Here is a 17854-nt window from a genome sequence, read left to right as displayed (position 1 = left end):
GTCGCGTCGCTATTCCCGCCATACCCGCGGGCCGGTTCACCAGTCGAACAGGTACTCGACGATCTCCTCGCCGACGGCGAAGCCCGCGCCCAGGGCCAGGCCCTCACCGACCGACTCCAGGAGGCCGCCGCCCGCTCGGGACCCGGGCGCGGGCTGCTGCCGTAGTTCGAGGATGGCGGTCCGCACCTCGGTCAGCCAGTCCCGCGCGTTGCGGTCGACCCGCGCGGCGGGTTCCATCCGATTCGCCAGCGTTTCCAGCCGCGCGATCGCCGAGTTGTTCATGGTGTCCTCCTTCGTGGTGGTGTGCCGTCGCTGCGGCACACACACGACGATGGCCGCGGCCGCTGACAGCCCGCCGATCGCGCGCTGACAGCGGATACCGCCGGAACGATCGAGACCGTCAGCGGCCGGGCGGGCGGCTCAGCTCGATCATCGAGAAGTCCAAGGGCAGCGAGCAGACCCGATCCACCGCGAGGCCGGCGGTGGCGGCGAGGTCGCGGTAGTGGGTGAGGGTGCGTTCGCGGCCGCCGACATTGCAGAGCATGTGGACGTCCCAGGCGGGGGCGAGGGACGGGGCGTCGTCGTCGGGGAGGAGGCGTTCGATGACGAAGAGGCGGGCGTGGGCGGGCATGGCGGCGGCGCAGCGGGCGAGGATGGTGCGGCAGCGGTCGTCGTCCCAGTCGTGCAGGACCCGGGAGAGCAGGTAGACGTCGGCGCCCGCGGGGACCTGGGCGGTGAAATCGCCTTCCAGCAAACGACATCGGGACAGGCAGCCCGCCTGCTCCAGGGCGGTGCGGGCGGTGACCAGCGCGGTGGCGCGTTCCAGCAGGACGCCGTGAGCGGTGGGGGCCTCGCGCAGCAGGACGGCCAGCAGGGTGCCGTTGCCGCCCGCAATATCGACGATGGTCTCGGTGCCGGTGAGCTGGATCAAGTCGGCGACGTGGCCGAAGATCGCGGCGCCGGCGGCCATGGCGGTGTCGAAGAGCTCCGCGCCGGCCGGGGTTCGGGAGAAGTAGTCGAAGTGATGACTGCCGAAGTGGTGGTCGAAGCCGGCGGCGCCGGTGCGGACCGCGTGGTCGAGGTGGGCGAAGGACTCGTAGAACGCTCCCCCGTACAGGCGGGCGAGCGGTTGCAGGGAGCGGGCGGCCGTGCTGGACAGCAGCGCGCCGGAGTCGGTGAGTTCGTAGCCCTCGCCGCAGACCCGGACGATGTCGAGTTCGGAGAGGTAGCGCAGCAGCCGGGACAGGCTGTCGACATCGGTGGCGGTCAATTCGGCCAGGGCGGCGACCGAGGCTCCGGGGGTGGCGGCCAGCCGGTCGGCCACGCCCAGGGTGGCGGTGACCGCGAGCGCCTGGGTGGCCCACGCCCCGGTCAGCAACCGCAGCAGGCGGGTGGGCGCGTCGTGGGAGACGCCCAGGTGCGCGGCCAGCACCGACGAATGTTGCCCGGCCACATGGAGTTCCAGCCGCCGGAAGGGGCGGTCGGGGGCGGTGGTGCGGAAGTAGAGGACGGTGGCGTGCTCGTGGCTGTTGTAGCCGCCGCCGTCGGCGTGCATGCGGTTCTTGTGCAGCAGCAGGGCGCGCAGCCCGGCGAGTTCGACGCTGTCGGCCTTCTCGACCTCGAGCGCAAGATGCGATTCGTAGCCCGCGGCCCGTTCCGCGGCCACGATCGTGGCGCGCGCCTCGTCGGCCGTTCCGGCCAGCGCGAAGATCTCCAGTAACCGGGGATCGTCGTCGGGGCTGGGCACGGCGGTTCGAAGGATCCGCACGTCCAGCTCTCCGGCGGGCAGGCCGTAGCGGTCGGCGAGCCGGGATCTGACCACCATGCTCGGGGTGGGCGGGCCCGCGGTGAGACCGCGCCCGGCCAGCGCGGCGGTGAGCGCCTTCAGATCCGGTGGGAACACCAGTACGGCGGTGTGAGCGAAGCGGGTGCGGGCCATGATGGCGGCCCGATCGGCAGCGGCCAGGCCGGGCAGCATGGCGCTCAGCACCGCCCCGGTGTCGTGGGCCGCGGCGTATCGTGCCGCGGCATCCAACTGGTCGAGATCGAACGAATCGAGCTCGGCGTGCGCTACCAGCGCGGGATTCACGCGTCCTCCTGAGGGGATGGCGAACAGAGGTATTCAGTTGTGGGACATAAGGAATGGGAGAGGTGACGGAATGTCAGAGGCCGACATAGTTGTCGGCGAAGAAGTCCTGGTGCGCCCGCGATACCGAGAGATCACGCAGGCGGGACCGGCGCAGCACACGCTGGTAATCGGCGTGCGGATCCGCAGCGGCGGGGGGATGGAGCAGATCGATCATCCAGTGCGAAAACTCTTGGGCCCGTTCGATCACCGGGCCGTAGTCGGCCGAATAACGCGAGACCCCGGCGGCATCGCCGTCGCGTAAGGCGCCGGTCAGCGCCCGCGCGAGCAGTTCCGCGCCCAGGATCGCCAGATTCGCGCCCTTGGCGGCCGAGGGGCTGATGGCCGTGGCGGCGTCGCCGACGAGCAGTAATCGGCCGTGCTGGAGGCGATCTCGGATCTCCGACCGCAACCGGACCAGACCGCGTTCGACAACCGGGCCCCGGCGCAGGGGGCCGTGGACGCTCGCGTGCAGGCGATTCTCCAGCGCCACCCAGACGCGCGCGTCGTCCCAGACTTCAGGGGTGTCGGCCGGATCGCATTGCAGGTAGTAGCGGGTGATGTCGGGGGTACGCGGCATCTGGCCCGCGAAACCGTCGGGGTGCACGCCATAGAGGACGTTCGGCGAGCTCGGCGGCGCTTGGACCAGCAATGCCAGCCAGGTGATCCCGTGATCGCGGACCGCGGTGCGGGCCGGAACCGCGGGCGCGGCCACCCCGTGGCCGCCGTCGCACCCGGCGACATAGTGGCCGGTGATGCGCCGCACGCGCCCCTCGGCGTCACGAACCCGCACCCAGGGGCGCTCGGTATCGAGGGTCGCCGACGGCCTCGGCGGTCGTCTCGAAATGCATTGCGCCACCGGCCCGCAGAAATTCTGCGACCAGGTCCGACACCAGTGACTGCTGCGGGTACACCGTATGCGGACGGCCGGAACCCCGCTTCCCGTAACACAATTCGAAGCCGATCTCGGGCCCGCGGAATTCGCACACATCATGCTCGCGACCGTGCCGATCCAGACCGGACGCCAGCCCGTGCGCGCGCAGCACCGCCACCGTGTCCGGCGCCAAAAAGCCTGCCCGGGAACGGTTCTCGACCCAGTGCCGACTCCGCCGCTCGAGGACCGTGCACGCGATGCCCGCCGCGAGCAGCAGATTCGCCAGGACCAGGCCCGCGGGTCCCGCGCCCAAAACGACTACCTCGGTGTCGATGTCGCCATTCTCGCGACCCATCGACTCCACGTTGTTCACGAAACCGTCCTAACCGAAAGGAAAGTGGTGACGCAGACGAATGCCGGGCCGATGTTACTGGGCTTGACGAGTCGAATACGGGATTGCTTCGCATCACGCGTCGCGGGCGCGCCGCACATTCTTCACAAAAAGGACAAGTCGCACAAAAGAAATGGCGCCGGCGCCAATGCGAACGCATCGGCACCAGCGCCACAGGAGAACTGGTGAATTCGGCCCTAGCCGCGCGACGACGGCAGACGCCACGCCCGGATCCGCTGCTCCGACAGCACCGCCAGGGCGCCACCGGACAGCAGCTGATTCAGTCGCGGCAGCGCCTGCTTCAGCACCGTCACCTGATCGTCGACCGTGGCGTCCGCCGAGTGCAGCAGCACCACGCTCGGCACCGACGTGCCCGCGACGAGCTCGGGAATGTAGTTCCGCTCGGCGGTCACCAGGGCACGGCCGCTCGACTTCGCCCGCTCCAGCGCCCGCCGATTGTCGCCACCGAACAGGCCGACATCGTGCGCGTGCGCCACGTCGTAGCCCGCGGCCTCCAGCCGTTCGGCCAGCCGGGGGCTCAGGTTCTCGTCGACCAGCAGCTTGGTGCCGACCACCACCGGCGAAAGACCCTGCAACGCTTCGCCGTAGGTGATGTCGAGGACGGCGCCGTCACCCAGACCGCGGAGCATGGAGTCCATCTCGGGATCGGCGACCAGTGGCGTGCTACTCGTCATCCGCGCACGCCTGCCGAGCGCGGAAACACCGGCGGCTCCCGCCGCCGCTCCCGCGCCGGCCAGACTCGCCTTCCTGCCGAGATCGCCGGCGCGCACGGCGGCGTCACCGGCCCGGTACGCGGTGCCCTGCACATCGAGCCCGCCACCTCGCGGCTCGACGCCGCCACCCGTCATGCGCACCCCGGCGCTCCGCACATCCGCGGCGGCGCCCTTCGCCTCCATCACCGGTCGGGTCGCGCCGACTGTCGCACCCGAGCGGCCCGATCCGTTGCCGCCCCGGAACTTCCGCCACGCCCACACCAGCAGCGCGAGCAGTCCGATGATCGCGGCCGCGATGGCCGGCAACGCGATCAGCCACCACCAGCCCAGGTTGTTCTTGAACTTGGTGAACCAGCCCTCGGCCTGGTCGGTGCTCGGCGCCGACATCCCCGGGAGACCGAACGAGCCGTCGGCCATCTTCACGCCGCCACTGGGGAACACGATCGACCCGTCGGCCATCTTCACGGTGCCGTCGGGCAGCCGCACCGCGCCTTCGGGCAGCTCGAGCGCACCGTCCGGCATGCGGATCAGACCGTTCGCGTACCGCAGCGAACCGTCGGGCAGCCGAACCGCGCCTTCCGGCAAGGTGATCGAGCCGTCGGGGAGCTTGATGGAGCCGTCGGGCAGCACCATGTTCCCATTCGGCAGCTGGAAGCTACCGTCTGGCAAACGGATCGATCCGTCCGGGAGCCGCACCGTGCCATCGGGCAGGTTCACCGAGCCCTCCGGCAGGTTCACCGTGCCGCCGGGGAGCTGACCGGCCACGCCCGGAACCGACAAACCGGCCAGCCCGGCGGCCAAACCGCCTGGTACCGTGCCGAATCCGCGCTGCGGGTTCCAGGAGATCTCCGCGGCGCCGTTGTCGCCGGTGAACTTCTGGGTGACGGTGCCGTCGGCGTCGACGGTCGCGGCGGCGGCCGGGAAGCCGAGCTCGGCGGCCGGTCCGCCCAGAGTGCGGTAGGCCGCGAGCATCGGACCGCGGACCACCCACGACTGCCGGGGCGTCCAATAGATCGCCGCGCCGTCGGGCGCGGAGAAGTCGTTGAACCGTCCGGTGTCGCCGGGCGTCATCGATTCGTCGCTGGTGGGGAAACCGAGATCGCTGCCGGGCCCGCCGAGCCGCTGATAGCCGGTCAGGATGTCGCCGTAGAGGACATGCGCGCCGGTGGGCTGCGAGTAGTAGATCGCGCCGCCCGCGTAGTCGCGGACCGCGCCGCCCGCCACCTCGTGGACTTCACCGGACGGGTTGCCGAGCAAGGATCCGGCGCCGCCGAACTGCTGGTACTTCTGGGCGATCTCCTCGGCCCCGGACCCCTGGGCCTGTGCCGGAGTCACCAGCAGGGCGACGCCGAGGCCCGCGGAGCAGCCGAGGAGCGCAGCCCTGCGCAACCGGACCGAACTGGACAAACCTATGTTTCGCACACCGATCCCCTTTGCCGTGAGAAGGAACGATCAGGCCCATGCACGAACGCAAGCGACCACAGCTCGCAAATCATCAGCTATCGTAGGCGAATACCCGGCTTTACCGTCGACAAGCCGGGCCGTCAACCCAGCAGGTCGGCGGCTTCCATCAGATGGGCGGCGATCCGGCGCGCGGCGGCCGGGGCGAATTCCACGATCTCGTCGTGACCGACGGTGAATTCGATGATGAGCCTGCGGTCGTGGCCGCAGTTGAAGGCGCACAGCTGGATCTCGACCGAGCGCAGCTCCCCCGACACCTCCACCACCCGCTTCGGGCCGTAGTGCACCCAGCCCTCGGGATCGTCGTGGCAGCGGCACCAGGCCGGACAGCGCGCCGGGGAGTCGACGGTCCGATCACACAGCGCCGCTCCGGCACACAGCGCCCGCGCGATATCGGAGGCCTGCTCATCGGTCATCTCGACACACAGATGCGGGGCGAACACCAGGTCCACCCGCCGGTGCCGCAGCTCCTCACCGGTCGCCCGCAGCTGCACGAAACCCGCTGATGCCGAAGTTGATACGTCATCGACATCGAGCATCAGCCCGAAATGCGTTCCCCCGCTGTCGACTCCAGGCAGATCGGCCTCGTCGTGCACCATACACCAACTGGGACAAGCCAATCCTGTTGTCACTGCGCCCCGCCCCCTTCCGTCGGCCTCATGACCGGCGCGCATTCATGACGGTAGACAACTCGCGCGGAAACCGCGTAGCAAATGCGAACCTCACCACAAAACGCATCCCGCGCCCGGCGCACCGCATTCGGCAATCTGATACGTGTTACATCAAGTGACGATTTCCGGGCATCTCGGGGAAATAGTGCAAAAACCCTGAATATCAACTTGAGTCCCACCTACCGGAGCATGTTCCGTGGCAGTTTCGCCATGAAATTAGAACGCGTTACAGTCGCCCGAGAGCATGGCTCGGCTCACCCGCTCTTCGCCCCAGGAGGAACTCCGCAGATGTCCGCCCCCGCGCCCGACCAGAGTTGGAAACTCACGGTTTCCGACCGCGACAACGATGAGCTGACGGTGCAGCTGGAACAGTGGCTGGCCACCCGCGTCGACGCCGACGCCACGCCGCGGGTCACCGGCCTGGTCAAGCCCAAGGGCGGCGGGATGTCGAGCGCCACACTTCTTTTCGACGCCGAGTGGAGCGTCGGCGGGGAATCCCGCGGCGGGCGGTTCGTGGCGCGGCTCGCCCCCGAGGCGGATTCGTTCCCGCTGTTCGAAACCTACGATCTGGAAACGCAGTTCGCCGTCATGTCGGGTGTGGCCGACGCGATCGACGCGCCGCTGCCCGGACTGCACTGGCTGGAAACCGATTCCGCCGTGCTCGGCTCGCCGTTCTTCGTCATGGGCCGCGTCGCCGGGCGGGTCTGCGAGGACAACCCGCCCTACGTCTTCACCGGCTGGCTCTTCGACGCCACGCCCGAGGAGCGGGCGGCGATCACCCGCCACACCGTCGAGGTGATCGCGCAGGTCCACGCCATCGACGAACCCGCCCGGCGCTTCCCCATGCTCGCCGGGGACGGCTCCGCGCTGCGCTGCCACTTCCAGGCCCAGCGCGACTGGTACGACTGGGCGCTCGCCCGCGACGGTTTCGGAATTCCCGTGCTGGAGCGCGCTTTCGACTGGCTCGAGCGCAACTGGCCGACCGAATCCGGCACGGACGTGCTCACCTGGGGCGACGCCCGGCCCGGCAACATCATGTTCGACGGCGGCGACCCGACCGCGGTGCTGGACTGGGAGATGGCCGCCATCGGCCCGCGCGAACTCGACGTGGCGTGGCCGATCTTCATGCACCGGTTCTTCCAGGACATGGCCGTCCGCTTCGACCAGCCCGGGCTGCCGGACTTCCTGCGCCGCAGCGACGTCGAGCGGCTCTATACCGAGCGCACCGGCCACGCGCCGCAGGACATGGACTGGTATCTCCTCTACGCCGCGCTGCGCCACGGCATCGTCATGGCCCGCATCTGGCGGCGCATGATCCACTTCGGCGAGACCACCGAACCCGAGGACCGCGACGACTTCGTCATGCACCGCCCGCTGCTGGAAGCCCTGCTCGACGGCACCTACACCTGGGACTGAGCCGGGCCCGGGAGGGCGGCCGGTAGTCTCGGAACCGCCGCCCTGTGACGGTGCACGATCCAGTCGCTCGACCGAGAGGTAGGCGGTATGAAGGCACTGCAATATGTCACCGTGGGGCAGGAACCCGAGGTTCGCGAAATCCCCACGCCGGAACCCGGTCCCGGGCAGGTCTTGCTGAAGGTGACCGCCGCGGGCGTGTGCCACTCGGACGATTTCGTGATGTCGATGCCCGCCGAGGCGTTCCGATTCCCGCTGCCGCTCACCCTCGGACACGAGGGCGCGGGCACGGTCGCCGCGCTCGGGGCCGGGGTGAGCGGGCTCGAGGTGGGCGCCGGCGCCGTGGTGTACGGGCCGTGGGGCTGCGGGACCTGCTGGTTCTGCGCGCAGGGCCTGGAGAACTACTGCTCGCGAGCCGCGGACCTGGGCATCTTCCCGCCCGGCCTGGGCGCGCCGGGGGCCATCGCCGAGTACATGATCGTGGATTCGGCGCGGCATCTGGTGCCGATCGGCGACCTCGATCCGGTGGCGACGGTGCCGCTCACCGATGCCGGGCTCACGCCGTATCACGCGATCAAACGGTCGCTGGGGAAGCTGCGGGCGGGCTCGTGGGCCGTCGTGATCGGCAGCGGCGGGCTCGGGCACGTCGCGATCCAGCTGCTGCGGCACCTGTCCCCCGCCCGCGTCATCGCCCTGGACGTCACCGAGGAGAAGCTCGAGTTCGCGAAATCCGTTGGCGCGCATGAGGCGGTGCTGTCGGACGACCGGGCCGCGGAGCAGGTCCGCAAGATCATCGGCGGGCGCGGCGCGAGCCTGGTGCTGGACTTCGTCGGATATCAGCCGACCGTGGACATCGCCATGGCGGTCGCGGGCGTGGACTCCGACGTCACCCTGATCGGGTTGGGCGACGGAAAGTCCGCGGCGCGAGTCGGATTCGGGATCAGCCCCTACGAGGCGGCCGTGAGCGCACCGTACTGGGGCTCCCGCAGCGAGCTGATCGAACTGGTCGATCTCGCACACGAGGGCGTGCTCGAGATCGCGGTCGAGCGATTCGGCCTCGACGAAGCGCCCGAGGCCTATCGGCGACTCGCGGCGGGCACGCTGCGGGGCCGCGCCGTCATCGTGCCCTGACCGCCCCGCAGATTACCGATCGGCGGGCTGGATGACCGGTGTCCAGGCGAAACCGTCGGGGTCGGTGAAGGTTTCGGAGCCGCCGATGCCGAGCCGGTGGGAGCCGGTGCCGTCGGCGGGCACGCCCGCGTCCTTGGCGAGGGCGCGGCGCTTGTAGAGGGCCAGCTTGATCGGGCCCGAGCCGGTGTCGAATTCGACGTACATGGGGCCGAAGCTCTTGGCCACGGGCAGGCCGTGATCGACGTAGAAGCGCTTACTGGCACCGATATTCGCGACGCCGAGCAGCAGCACCAGGGACTCGAAACGCTTGGTCGCGGGGCCCGAGTTCTTCTTGGCGGATGTCGCGACCTTCCAGATCGCGCCGTCGGGGGCCTGGACCACGCCGCCGTAGCCCCACATCGACTTGGCCGCGGGCTTCAGCACCGTCGCGCCCGCGGCGACGGCGGCGTCGAGGTAGGCGTCGGCGTCCGCGGGCTGGGCGACGGTCAGGGACAGGGTGTAGCCGCGGAAGCCCGTGCTGGGCTCCTGGGCGGCGCGGAACCGCAGCTCGGTGTCCAGGCCGAAGGCGGTGGCGTAGAAGTCGGCGGCCGCCTCGGGATCGGCGACATCGAGAGTGATGAATTCGATGGAGGTCATGTCCACGACGCTACGGTCGCGGGCCTGACCAGTGCTTCTCGATTCCTGATCAGTCCGCGACCGCGCGGTGGGCTCCCGCACTCCCGGCTAGGTCACCGAGTCCAGCGAGGAGAAGACGACGACGTTCGACAGGTAGCTCTTGGCGTTCTTGTCGAAGTCGCCGCCGCAGGTGACGACCTGCAGGGTCGCGCCGCCACGAGGGCCGAACACGGTCTGGTCGGGGAACTCCGACTTCAGGTACATCCGCACATCGGTGACCTTGAAGTGCGCGATCTTGCCGTCGGCGCGGGTCACGTCGATCATGTCGTCCTTCTTGACCTTCTTCAGGGCGAAGAACACGCCCGGGCCCTTGTAGGAGTCGACGTGGCCGAGGATGACCGACGAGCCTTGCTCGCCCGGGGCCGGACCCTGCTGGTACCAGGCGGCCTGCTGATAGTCGGCGGGCACCTGGACCGAGCCATCGGCATTGAGCCCCACCGAGATCAGCGATCCGGCGGCATTGATCGAGGGAATCGCGAACGACACCGGGGTGGATCGGGTGATCGACCCGGCCGTCTTCACCGCGACCGTGGTCGGCACCCGCGAGGTCGACGGCGCGTCCGAACCGCCGGAGGAACCGCATCCCGAGACCAGGGCCGCGGTGACCGCCAGCACCGCGGCCACGGCGGCCAGCGGTCTGCGACGGACCGGCTTCGTGCTCATCATGTTTCGGCGTTCGATCATCATCGGGCGCCCGCCATGCCGCCGGCGCCGGTCTCCGGCGCGCCCTTCGGGATCTTGTAGCCGCCCACCGGGATCGCGTCGGTCGCCGGGATGCCGCCGGGGATGCCGGTGCTCGCGCCGACCGGAATCGTCATGCCGTTCACCACATCCGCGCCCGCGGCCGCGCCGCCGGAGACGGTCAGGTCGACGCCGCCCAGGCCACCGCCCTGCGCCTCACCACCGATATTGGTGTTACCGCCGACCTGCACGCCACCGTTGGCATTACCGCCGGTCTGCACACCGCCACCGATCTGCACGCCACCGTTGGCATTACCGCCGGTCTGCACGCCCCCGCCGATCTGCACGCCACCGTTGGCATTGCCGCCGGTCTGCACACCGCCACCGATGTCCAGGCCGCCATTGGCATTGCCACCGGTCTGCACACCGCCACCGATGTCGAGGCCGCCATTGGCATTACCGCCGGTCTGCACACCGCCACCGATGTCGAGGCCGCCATTGGCATTACCGCCCGTCTGGACGCCACCGCCGACATCCACACCGCCGCCCGCGTTTCCGCCGGCCTGCGTATTGCCGCCGACCTGCACGCCGCCATTGGCATTGCCACCGGCCTGCGTGTTACCGCCGACCTGCACGCCGCCATTGGCATTGCCACCGACCTGGGTATTGCCGCCGACCTGCACGCCGCCGTTGGCATTCCCGCCGGCCTGCGTGTTACCGCCCGCCTGGACGCCACCGTTGGCATTGCCACCGGCCTGGGTGTTACCGCCGGCCTGGACGCCGCCATTGGCGTTTCCGCCTACGTGGGCGCCGGTGTTCACGTCGACGCCGAGCCCGCCCGGGCCGACATTGACATCGACGCCGAGGCCGAGGCCCGGGGCGGGCGCGGTGGTCGTGGGGTCAGCGGTGGCTGACGGCGCGCAGAGAGCTACGGCCGCGGCGATGACCACGGCAGCCGGGAATGTCCTTGCCGACATTGATGTATTCGCTTCCAGACGTCGTTATTCGATTGCCTTGCCGTCGAATCACGCGGGCCGGGCGTTACCGACTGGTCGGCCTGGAAGCTGAGAACTAGCGACAATTAGGGGGTCCCGAGACCGGGCGACTGCGCAACCCCCTAACGGACATTCAGCGCAAACCGGTGAAATCCCCTAATACCCTGTGAAATTGATCCGAATCACACCCGGTCGACCGCGGCCTGCCGCGTCGCCCCGGTACCGATTGCTGCGAGGTGCTCCGAGCCGTGGATCACATCGGTGAAGGCACGGGCGACGGTGTCACCCTCCAGCTCCTGCTCACAGCGCCGCGCCAGCTCGTGCCGGTCGGTGTCCGGGAGCAGCTGCGGGCGCAGGGTGATCTCGGCGACCACGCCCTTGGACCGCAGCACCCGCCGGAACGAGTCCGCCAGCGAGTCCACGCCGACGAAGCCGGGGACCGTGGACAGTTCGCCCGCGGCGTTCACATACCGCAGCCGCAGCGGCTGCACCGGCGCACCGGAATCGACGGCCGCCTGGAACAGCGCGGGCCGCAACGTGCCGTGCGCACGACCGCACCAGGTGGTGCCCTCGGGGAAGAAGCAGACGCGGTCCCCGGCCGAGAGCCGGGCCGCCATGGTCTCGATCACCGACGGCAGCTGGCGCAGCTGTTCCCGATCGATCGGGATGACCCGCACCTTCTTGGCCACGTCGCCGAGCGCGGGCCACTCCACGAGGTCGGCGCGGGCCACGAAGCCCATGGGCTCCACCGCGGTCAGCGCGAGGATGTCGGTCCAGCCGATGTGGCGGGCCGCCACCAGGACACCGCCGTCACGCCGGTCCTCCGCGGCACGCTCGTCGGTGATCCGGACTCGAATTCCGCAGCAGGCCAACAAGGCTCGCGCATAGCGGCGCTGCAGACCGGTGCGGCGGCGACGCGGCGTGGCGACATGCGCGATCGGGAAGGTCAGCAGCACCCCCGCGATGCCGAGCACACGGGCGGCGACCCGCAGCGTGCCCGCCTCAGCGGGAGAGTCGACACACGAAGCGCCGCACGGGCTGTGGGGCATCCAGGAGTGGGCGGTGGGCTCGGCCGGCGGGCACGAGAGCGCACCGGCCTCCGGGGAGAGCAGAGCGGGCATCATGGGATATCACCGGGCATCCAGGCTGTTGGCCGCGCCCTGCAGGCGCTCCAGGTAGCGGGTGTTGATGGTCTCGAGGCCGAGCAGCGCGACGAAGTCGGCCACCGCGAACTCCGGGTCGTGGGCCGGCTCGCCGCAGATCTCCGCGCCCAGGCGTAGGTAGCCGCTCAGCAGCGGCGGCAGCTTCGGACGGGCCGGGGCCGCCAGCTCGTCCAGGCCGCGGCCGTCCACCACGACCGGGTTGTACGGGCGCACATGGCGTTCCGCGTCCAGCGCGTGCTTGCGCAGCAGCAGATCGCGCACCCCGCGCACGTTCACGCCGGGCTCGTCCTCGGGCGTCATCCGCATGGGGACCGAGACGCAGCCCATCACCCAGTCGTAGCCGGTGAGCTGGATGTAGTGCAGGATGCCCGCCCACATCAGGGTCAGCACCGAGCCGTTGCGGTGGTCGGGGACCACACAGGCGCGGCCCATCTCGACGATCCGGTGACCGACGGGATCCAGTGCGGCCAAATCGAATTCGGTGGCGGTGTAGTAGCCGCCGGCGGCGGTCACCTTGTCCGGGGGCAGCATGCGGTAGCAGCCGACGAACTGCTCGGTGAGCTCGTCGCGCACCAGCAGGTGGTCGCAGTGGTCGTCGAAACGGTCGGCGTCCAGGCCGGTTCCGTTGTCGGGGATGGTGAACCCCGGCTCATTGGCGAACACCTGGTAGCGCAGGCGCTGCGCGGCCTCACGATGCTCGGCATCGGAGGAGACGACCAGGGAGTACTGGGACCGTCCGGTGGTGCGGGGCGGTTCCGGGGCGGGCTTCGACGCGGCTGCCAGCAGGCTGGAATTCGACGCTGCCATGGTGGTCATAGCCTTGATCAAGCCAGTCCCAGACTGCGTCGGAGCGTCCGCCGGATTACCTGTCGATGCCAGTCCGGTGAACGCGACACAGACCGCACCGGGAGTTCATCGAAGCGCCTCTGAACGTTCCCTACCAGGACAAACGCTCGTATCCCTGATGGGTACCGGCGGGTAGGAAACCCGTTGCCGCGGGCCCGGAACCGGGCGGCGAGCACTCCGTGACGCGGAAGAGGCCAGCCTACGCCACCGTCGGTGAAGCTTGCATCCCGGGGGTCCAGTTCCGGAACGGATGCGGGTCAGTTCCGGAAGAGGAGGGCGGCGTCACCGAATTCGTGCCACAGATAACCGGAATCGAGCGCGGCGCGGTACGCCTCGCGGACCACGTCCCCGCCCGCCACCGCTTCCAGCAGATGCAGATGTGAGGCGCCCGGGGCGTGCCACCCGGTGATCAGCCCGTCCACCACCCGCGCCGGACGGTCGGCGCTCAGCACCAGATCGGTCCACCCGGCCATGGGGATGACCCGGCCGTCGGCGGTGGCGGCGGATTCGAGCGCCCGGGTCACCGTGGTCCCGACCGCCACCACCCGGCCACCCGCTTGCCGAGTGGCCTCGACCAGCCGCGCGGTCATCGCCGGCACCTCGAACCGCTCCGGACTGGGCGGCTCCCCGGTCTCCGGCGAGGACACGCCCGCGTGCAGGGTGATCGGGGCCAGCCCGATACCGCCGGCGATCAAGCGCGTCACCAGCATCTCGCTGAAAGGCCGCCCAGCACTGGGCATTTCGGCGCTACCGGGAACCGTCCCGAAGACGGTCCGATAGTAGGACGCCGACCAGCGCTCGGCCACATAGGAATAGGTGATCGGCCTGCCGTGCCGGGCGAGCATCGTGCGGACGTCGATATCGATGCCGCAGGGCGCCGCGGCCACCTCGGCGACCCACAGCCGATCCCCGTCCGGCAGCCACGGGGCGCGCATCATGGCGACCTGACCACCCGCAAGCGCAAGGCGCGCACCGGCTTCCACGGCCGCCCCACGCCACGGGACACCCGCCGGGTCGCGCAGCTCCACCACCCAGGCGCCGTCGTCCAGCCAGGTCGAGAAGTGCAGGACCGCCGACGCACCGCCGTACTCGGCGTCCACGGCCGCGGTGATCATGGCGGAGTTGTTGAACACCACCAGATCCCCCGGGCGCAGGAAGGACGGCAGCTCCCGGAACCGCGCGTGGGTGAGCGACGGGCCGTCGGACACCAGCAGGCGCACCTCGTCGCGGGCCAGGCCACGCGCCTCCGGCGGGGCGGCAGCGGACAATTCGTCCGGCAGGACGAAATCGACGGCGGCCGATTCGAGGGCCACACCGCCACCGGGCGCCCGCGGCCCGTCCACCGCGTTCACGCTGATCGTCATGGCGCGACTCGCATGTCCGAGGCGAGGTAGCGGCCGCTCGGGGGGCGGGTTTCCAGCAGGCGCAGCAGGGCCGGGACGACGGTTTCCGGTTCGGGGCGGTCGGAGATGTCCTCGCCGGGAAAGGCCGCCTGGTGCATCTCGGTGCGCATGTCGCCGGGGTCGAAGCTGTAGATGCGCAGCGTGGGGTTCTCCGCGGCGAGGACATTGGTGAGCTGGTCCAGCGCCGCCTTGGACGCGCCGTAGCCGCCCCAGCCCTCGTAGCCGCCCACGGCCGCGTCGGAGCTGATATCCACCACGGTGCCGCCCGCGATGCGCAGGGCGGGCATGGTGAGTTGCAGGATCGCCAGGGGCGCGATCACATTCGTGTTCAGGACGGTCGCCAGCTCGTCGAGGGGGTACCGGTCCAGTCTCGGCAGCGGGCTGGGGCCCAGCGTGCTGGCGTTGTTGAGAAGCAGGTCCAGTCGCCGCGATCCGACGGCCCGCGCGATGCGGTCCCGGACCTCGGGGTCGGCGACATCCCCCGCGATGGCGTGCGCACCGGTCGCGGCCCGCACTCGTTCGAGCCGATCCGCGCCGCGCGCGACGATGATCAGCTCCCAGTTCCGCTCGGCGAGCGCGAGCGCGACCGCCCGGCCGAAGCCCGCCGACGCCCCGGTGACCAGGGCCCTTCTCGTGTTCTCAGGCATACCGCCATCGTGAAACCTGAAGCGCTGTTCAGGTCAATGACTTTTCGCCCGCAGCGAAGAACCGGGGACACGGCGCATCGCTCCGACCCGTGCGGGCCGGAGCGATGGGCGATGTCCTCGATCCGTCGGTCAGGCGTTCTCCCGCGCGAAACTGCGCGAGGCGACCAGGATCAGCAGCAGCGACACCGCCACCGTGACCGCGGTTCCCAGGTACACCTCGTGCGCCCCGAAGTCGCCGCGGAACAGCGCCCGCGCCGCGTCCACGGTGTGCGAGAACGGATTCACCTTCGCCAGGTTCTGCAACCAGGTCGGCCCCACCGTCATCGGCAGCAGGATGCCCGACAGCAGCATGACCGGCACCGACACCGAATTCAGCAGCGAGGCCAGGGTGTCCTCCGAACGCGCCCACAGGCCCAGCGCGTACGAGGCCGACGCCAGGCCAGCGCCCATGACCGCGATCAGCGCCAGCGACAGCACCAGCCCCAGCGGGTTCGGCCGCAGCCCGAAGGCCAGCGCGGCCACGCCGACCAGCACCAGCGCCTGCGCCACCAGCACCACCATGTCCTTGAGCACCCGGCCCAGCAGCAGCGCGCCACGCGAGGCAGGGGTGACCCGCTGCCGCTCGACCACGCCCGCGCGCAGCTCGCCCACGATGCCGAAGCCGACGAACAACGCACCGAACAAGCCGATCTGGATGACCAGGGCCGGGGTCAGGATCTTCCACGGGTCCGCGCCCGGGCCCAGCGCGGGCGCGATGCCCTTCACCAGCGGTCCGAACAGCACCAGGTAGATGATCGGCTGCATCAGGCCGATGATTACCCACACCGGATTGCGCAGGTTGGCCCGCAGCTGGGACCAGAAGATCAGCCCCGTGTCGCGCAGGAATGTCATGACCGGTCTCCTTCCCGGAGCGAACGCCCGGTGAGCGTGAGGAATACGTCGTCGAGGCTGGGGCGCTTGACGGTGAGCGAACCCGGCGTGATGCCGCGATCGCCGAGGGCGCGCAGCAGCGGAACCACCGCGGCGTCACCGTGTTCCACGGTCAGGTGCACGAGACTCCTTCCGGCGTGGCCGTTCTCGTGGCCCTCGGTGCGCAGCCGGGAGCGCACGTCGAGCACCTCCTGTGCGATGTCCATGGCCAGATCGGCACTGCCGGACTCGATTTCGAGGCTGATCACGTCACCGGAGATGCGGCGCTTGAGCTCGTCGGGCGTGCCCTCGGCGACGATGGCGCCGTGATCCATCACCAGGATGCGGTCGCACAGCGCGTCCGCCTCCTCCAGGTAGTGGGTGGTCAGCACGACCGTGGTGCCCTCGTCGCGCAGCCGCCGGATGTGGTCCCACAGGTTGGCGCGGCTCTGCGGATCCAGGCCCGTGGTGGGTTCGTCGAGGTAGATGAGGGTGGGCTGATGGACCAGACCCAGGGCGATATCCACCCGCCGGCGCTGACCGCCGGAGAGCTGACCGCACCTGCGCCGCTCCAGGCCGTCGAACTCCAGCGCCTTGGCCAGATCGGCCGTATTGCGCTTGGCCTCGGCCTTGGAGAGACCGAAAAGCCTGGCCTGCAGGATCAATTCGTCCTCGACCAGTTCGGTCTCACCGGTCGATCCGCCCTGCGGCACGTACCCGATCCGGGAGCGCACGGTGCGCGCCGCGGTGCGCAGGTCCGCGCCGACCACGGTGGCCTCGCCCGAGGTGGGGGCGAGCAGGGTCGAGATCATGCGCAGCGTGGTGGTCTTGCCCGCGCCGTTGGGGCCGAGCAGACCGATGATCTCCCCGTAGCGCACGTCGAAGTCGATACCGGAGACCGCTTGCACGTCACCGGTTTTGGTCGCGAAGGTCCGGGCCAGCCCACGGACCCGGATCACCGGGTCGGTGGGTTCACCGCGAACGGGTGCTGTCGTATCCACACCACAACCGTAGAAACGACTTTTCAAATAGTCAAGCTTGACTATTAAAACTTGACTAATGCCTGCGCGGCCGCCGGCTACCGCACCGGCGGCGGCACCGGAGCCCCGCCCATGGTTCCCGACCAGACATCCAGCTCACCGCTCTCGATCCGCCGCAACGTCCGCCGCGACCACTCCAGATCCGCCCGCACATGCGCCGCCGCCAGATTCATCGCATCCGCCACGTGATGCGGCTCCGCCTCCCGCGGATCCCCGCTGCCCGCCAGAATCCGCGCCTCCTCCCGCTCCAGGAACACCAGCCGCGCCTCGAACTGGAGGATCCGGCTGCGCAACGCGGCCATCACGTCCTCCCTCGGCGCGTGCGGAAACAGCGCCACCGTCGCGAAATACGGATGCTTGAACCCCTCCGCCACGAAGAGCGACTCCCGCATCAGCTCCCCGAATTCCTTCTCTCCCTCCGAGGTCAGCCGATACGTCCGCCGCTCCGGGCGCGCACCCTCCTGCCCCACGTCCTCCACCGAGATGTACCCGTCCCGCTCCAGGGTGTTCAACGCGCCGTACACCGAACCGGGCTTCACATTGGCCCAGTCGTCGGCATGCCAGGACAGCAATTCGCGGCGGACGTCGTAGCCGTGCACGGGTTGCAGCAGACGCACCACCGCCAGCACCAGCAATCGGGTTGTAGGAACAGCCATATTCGCAGGTTAACCCTCCCCAAATACGAAACGAGCCGC

18 protein-coding genes are annotated in these 17854 nt (G+C 69.7%); 2 read left to right on the top strand and 16 right to left on the bottom strand.

Going from position 1 to position 17854, the window contains the following annotated elements:
* Nucleotides 1–36 precede the first annotated feature (36 nt).
* The 6 genes from ACQP06_RS09425 to ACQP06_RS09400 all read right to left on the bottom strand — a co-directional run bounded on the left by ACQP06_RS09425 (nt 37) and on the right by ACQP06_RS09400 (nt 6184).
* Complete coding sequence (locus ACQP06_RS09425; RefSeq protein ID WP_433671869.1) at nt 37–282, bottom strand: hypothetical protein; 246 nt, start codon at nt 280–282, stop codon at nt 37–39.
* Between the two features lie 118 nt (nt 283–400).
* Complete coding sequence (locus tag ACQP06_RS09420) at nt 401–2089, bottom strand: methyltransferase (RefSeq protein WP_433671868.1); 1689 nt, start codon at nt 2087–2089, stop codon at nt 401–403.
* 73 nt (nt 2090–2162) lie between these two features.
* On the bottom strand, nt 2163–2918 hold the full coding sequence (locus ACQP06_RS09415; protein ID WP_433671867.1) for an FAD-dependent monooxygenase: 756 nt from the start codon (nt 2916–2918) through the stop codon (nt 2163–2165).
* Entirely contained in the window at nt 2905–3354 is a 450-nt protein-coding gene (locus ACQP06_RS09410; protein ID WP_433671866.1) for an FAD-dependent monooxygenase, read from the bottom strand. The genes ACQP06_RS09415 and ACQP06_RS09410 overlap by 14 nt, the downstream gene beginning before the upstream one ends.
* Before the next feature lie 233 nt (nt 3355–3587).
* Nucleotides 3588–5546: a DUF5615 family PIN-like protein gene (locus tag ACQP06_RS09405; RefSeq protein WP_433671865.1), complete on the bottom strand. Its 1959-nt coding sequence runs from the start codon at nt 5544–5546 to the stop codon at nt 3588–3590.
* Between the two features lie 122 nt (nt 5547–5668).
* The gene (locus tag ACQP06_RS09400) at nt 5669–6184 is read right to left on the bottom strand and encodes a DUF6907 domain-containing protein (protein ID WP_433671864.1); all 516 of its coding nucleotides are present in this window, start codon (nt 6182–6184) and stop codon (nt 5669–5671) included.
* A 360-nt stretch (nt 6185–6544) separates the two neighbouring features.
* Between ACQP06_RS09400 and ACQP06_RS09395 the strand changes: the two genes are divergently transcribed.
* Together ACQP06_RS09395 and ACQP06_RS09390 are read left to right on the top strand one after the other, a co-directional pair.
* Entirely contained in the window at nt 6545–7672 is a 1128-nt protein-coding gene (locus tag ACQP06_RS09395) for a phosphotransferase family protein (protein ID WP_433671863.1), read from the top strand.
* Nucleotides 7673–7759: 87 nt separating this feature from the next.
* Nucleotides 7760–8800 carry an NAD(P)-dependent alcohol dehydrogenase gene (locus ACQP06_RS09390; RefSeq protein ID WP_433671862.1) on the top strand — a complete coding sequence of 347 codons (1041 nt, stop codon included), beginning with the start codon at nt 7760–7762 and terminating at the stop codon, nt 8798–8800.
* Nucleotides 8801–8812: 12 nt separating this feature from the next.
* Here ACQP06_RS09390 and ACQP06_RS09385 read toward each other — a convergent pair whose 3' ends face one another.
* From ACQP06_RS09385 to ACQP06_RS09340, 10 genes are all read right to left on the bottom strand, one after another.
* On the bottom strand, nt 8813–9436 hold the full coding sequence (locus ACQP06_RS09385) for a VOC family protein (RefSeq protein WP_433671861.1): 624 nt from the start codon (nt 9434–9436) through the stop codon (nt 8813–8815).
* A gap of 87 nt (nt 9437–9523) precedes the next feature.
* Nucleotides 9524–10141 (bottom strand): class F sortase, encoded by a 618-nt coding sequence (locus tag ACQP06_RS09380; RefSeq protein WP_433671860.1) that lies wholly within the window; start codon nt 10139–10141, stop codon nt 9524–9526.
* 17 nt (nt 10142–10158) lie between these two features.
* On the bottom strand, nt 10159–11133 hold the full coding sequence (locus tag ACQP06_RS09375) for a hypothetical protein (protein ID WP_433671859.1): 975 nt from the start codon (nt 11131–11133) through the stop codon (nt 10159–10161).
* A 200-nt stretch (nt 11134–11333) separates the two neighbouring features.
* A complete protein-coding gene (locus ACQP06_RS09370) occupies nt 11334–12275 on the bottom strand; it encodes a lysophospholipid acyltransferase family protein (RefSeq protein WP_433671858.1) in 942 nt (313 codons plus the stop codon).
* Between the two features lie 6 nt (nt 12276–12281).
* Nucleotides 12282–13130, bottom strand: a complete 849-nt coding sequence (locus ACQP06_RS09365) for a GNAT family N-acetyltransferase (protein WP_433671857.1) — start codon at nt 13128–13130, stop codon at nt 12282–12284.
* Nucleotides 13131–13417: 287 nt separating this feature from the next.
* Complete coding sequence (locus ACQP06_RS09360; RefSeq protein WP_433671856.1) at nt 13418–14524, bottom strand: S-adenosylmethionine:tRNA ribosyltransferase-isomerase; 1107 nt, start codon at nt 14522–14524, stop codon at nt 13418–13420.
* On the bottom strand, nt 14521–15210 hold the full coding sequence (locus tag ACQP06_RS09355; protein WP_433671855.1) for an SDR family NAD(P)-dependent oxidoreductase: 690 nt from the start codon (nt 15208–15210) through the stop codon (nt 14521–14523). Before ACQP06_RS09355 ends, ACQP06_RS09360 begins: the two co-directional genes overlap by 4 nt.
* Nucleotides 15211–15339: 129 nt before the next feature.
* Nucleotides 15340–16101 carry an ABC transporter permease gene (locus ACQP06_RS09350; RefSeq protein WP_379101552.1) on the bottom strand — a complete coding sequence of 254 codons (762 nt, stop codon included), beginning with the start codon at nt 16099–16101 and terminating at the stop codon, nt 15340–15342.
* On the bottom strand, nt 16098–17120 hold the full coding sequence (locus ACQP06_RS09345; protein ID WP_433671854.1) for an ABC transporter ATP-binding protein: 1023 nt from the start codon (nt 17118–17120) through the stop codon (nt 16098–16100). The genes ACQP06_RS09350 and ACQP06_RS09345 overlap by 4 nt, the downstream gene beginning before the upstream one ends.
* 77 nt (nt 17121–17197) lie before the next feature.
* Complete coding sequence (locus ACQP06_RS09340; protein WP_433671853.1) at nt 17198–17815, bottom strand: PadR family transcriptional regulator; 618 nt, start codon at nt 17813–17815, stop codon at nt 17198–17200.
* Nucleotides 17816–17854 lie beyond the last annotated feature (39 nt).

The organism is Nocardia sp. CA-136227, from assembly GCF_050955695.1.
In the GTDB taxonomy this organism is placed as follows: Bacteria; Actinomycetota; Actinomycetes; order Mycobacteriales; family Mycobacteriaceae; genus Nocardia.
This window is presented reverse-complemented; position numbering and strand designations above follow the sequence as displayed.